Genomic DNA, 2202 nt, shown 5'->3' on the forward strand with positions numbered 1-2202 from the left:
CAAAAGGGACGCTTATTTTATAATAGATTAACAGGATATAACCCTTCACCAGTAAACCTATTCATAATAGCTATTCTCTATGCGTCAGCTTACTTTTCGTTTCTTGTTCATCATATATTTTCCAATGATGCTCACTTTGGTTGGGCCATCGTGTTATCACTGATTTCGCTCTCTTTATTTATATGTCATCAGCTAAAGAAGCTTGATTCTTTTACCGTAAGCAAAAATGCTTAATAGCATAGATGCCATTGGCATCATCGGAACAGCAGCAAAGCTGGAAGTGCGTAACGGGAAAGTTCGTAAAGTTAACCACCAAGCGGAAACCGAGGAACAGGCCGCGCTGATTGAGTGGGCAGATAAGACCATTATCGATGGTATTTGTATCGGGGGCTATCTGATCCATATCCCCAATGAGGGGAAGCGTGAGCCAAAGGCGGCAAGGGATGCCAAGCGGCTAGGGTTGAGGAAGGGGGGGGCCGGATTTGTTTTTGGCGCTACCGCGTGGTGGGTATGCGGGGTTGTGGATTGAGATGAAAGCTAGCGATGGAAAACCCACCAAGGAACAGGCCAAGTGGATCGACAGAATGATAAATGCTGGGTTTTTTGCTGAAGTATACCAAGGTTCCAGAAATGCTAAAGATTCAATAGAGTCTTATCTTACATATGGTTATAGTGATTTCCCGAATGCGAATATATAACTGCTGCTATATTGGAGATTAAATATGGAACATATTGATATTATATATACCTTGATACGAAATCACTGCTTGAAAAATTTCCCATCAAGAGCTTGGTTTGATGTAAAAGAGATCATAGATAGTGGCCTTAAAGTAGGTCTCTTCGGTGAAGAGTTTACGGAGTGGACAACTCATGCTGTTGTCTCAGGAACTGATAGTTACGGTTCACCAATAAACCAATATTGCTTTATGGATAATTCTAATAACGCTGGCAACATAAAAGATAATCCTGCTAATTATTATGCAGACTACATTAAAGCTATGTATAAATGGTTGTACGATGAAAAATATATTTCTTTTACTCAACCTGATGGATATTTGGCAACGGAAAAGATGTTATTGACTAATCATATCAAAGTACTTCAGTAATTTTATTTTTTGCAATAATTCTGTTTTTGTTGCGATTTATGCAATGAAATATAGAATTAGTCTTGTGAATTTAAAACACAGGACTGACCAATGACTACAGCAATTGAACGTGATCAAAATACATGATCCGCGCTGTGTCGGCATATAATCGCTGAACATTGGCCGGGGTCGTGCAGTTCTGACCAAAGACCAGATATTAGGTACTTTTGCTACCTGCCAGCATCTACACCCTGTCGGATTCGATATTTTGATGACCAAATATCGCAATGACGGTAAAGCCGAGCAACGCTTACGGGCCGCAATTAGTGTGTGGCTGCATAAGTGATCGCATCCACCTCGTGTCATTGTTGCCTGCCAGTTAGCGCTGAATATGGTATTGGATAGAAATCTCCCGGCGCAGGTAGAGCAAATTGCAACTGTATTACGACGTTACGGCTCCCGTACTGGAATAACCAGAAAAGTCGTTGATGGGCTATATGGGCCAGATATTCTTCAGAACTCGATTACTCTGCTATTGCCGCAGGGTTTAAGGGATTAATACCCGACACCTCTGGTACTCAACAATCATGCTGTGATGATGAGGGTCTAATTGTTGATGGTTGTGTTGCCCGACTAAATCAATATCGACCTGATGAGTACGAACTGATTATACGGCATTATGTGTTGAATCAGTCAAAACGGGCCATTGCTCGGCAGCAGAAACGGGATGAAAGAGCCGTCAGGGTGAGCATGCAGATGGCCGAAGGATTTGTTGATGGTTGCTTGTCGATGATAGACGTTTGCCTGGAAATGGACCCGGCAACAATGAAGTCAGAAATTTATGATAAAAGTGTTGGTGCGGCCGCAAAAAGTGCATTAGTGTGATAAGAGTTGGTTATGCAGTAGCGCTTATCCAGTCAAATAAACCTCGCCTTTGTGCGGGGTTTTGTCGTTTCTGGAGTTTGCATTAGTGGGCTGAATTATCTGAAAAGTAACCTTGCTGATGGCGTGCTTATAAATTGATGCGTAGAATCCGCTTCCTAACCGCCACTAGCTCAGCTGGATAGAGCCGATAACCATAGTTGTTGTAGGTGCGAGGTTCGAGACCTCGGTGGCG

The 2202-nt window shown here is 42.5% G+C and carries 5 protein-coding genes; all 5 read left to right on the top strand.

From position 1 onward, the window contains the following. On the top strand, positions 1-234 hold a 234-nt coding region (locus V1952_RS21350), incomplete at its 5' end, for a hypothetical protein (protein ID WP_420075501.1). Next, the gene (locus V1952_RS21355; protein WP_420075502.1) at positions 227-529 is read left to right on the top strand and encodes a hypothetical protein; all 303 of its coding nucleotides are present in this window, start codon (positions 227-229) and stop codon (positions 527-529) included. The genes V1952_RS21350 and V1952_RS21355, both read left to right, overlap by 8 nt. After that, the gene (locus tag V1952_RS21360; protein ID WP_420071622.1) at positions 519-698 is read left to right on the top strand and encodes a hypothetical protein; all 180 of its coding nucleotides are present in this window, start codon (positions 519-521) and stop codon (positions 696-698) included. Before V1952_RS21355 ends, V1952_RS21360 begins: the two co-directional genes overlap by 11 nt. A 24-nt stretch (positions 699-722) precedes the next feature. Continuing rightward, complete coding sequence (locus V1952_RS21365; RefSeq protein WP_420075503.1) at positions 723-1106, top strand: hypothetical protein; 384 nt, start codon at positions 723-725, stop codon at positions 1104-1106. A 474-nt stretch (positions 1107-1580) separates the two neighbouring features. Further along, a complete protein-coding gene (locus V1952_RS21370; RefSeq protein ID WP_420075504.1) occupies positions 1581-1970 on the top strand; it encodes an antiterminator Q family protein in 390 nt (129 codons plus the stop codon). Positions 1971-2202: the final 232 nt, after the last annotated feature.

It is taken from the genome of Yersinia sp. 2542 StPb PI (assembly GCF_048593855.1).
In the GTDB taxonomy this organism is placed as follows: domain Bacteria; phylum Pseudomonadota; class Gammaproteobacteria; order Enterobacterales; family Enterobacteriaceae; genus Yersinia; species Yersinia enterocolitica_E.

Bases quoted from the DNA above. Each gene is read 5' to 3' on its own strand.
- V1952_RS21355 (WP_420075502.1), top strand. From the start codon at position 227: ATGCTTAATAGCATAGATGCCATTGGCATCATCGGAACAGCAGCAAAG.
- V1952_RS21365 (WP_420075503.1), top strand. From the start codon at position 723: ATGGAACATATTGATATTATATATACCTTGATACGAAATCACTGCTTG.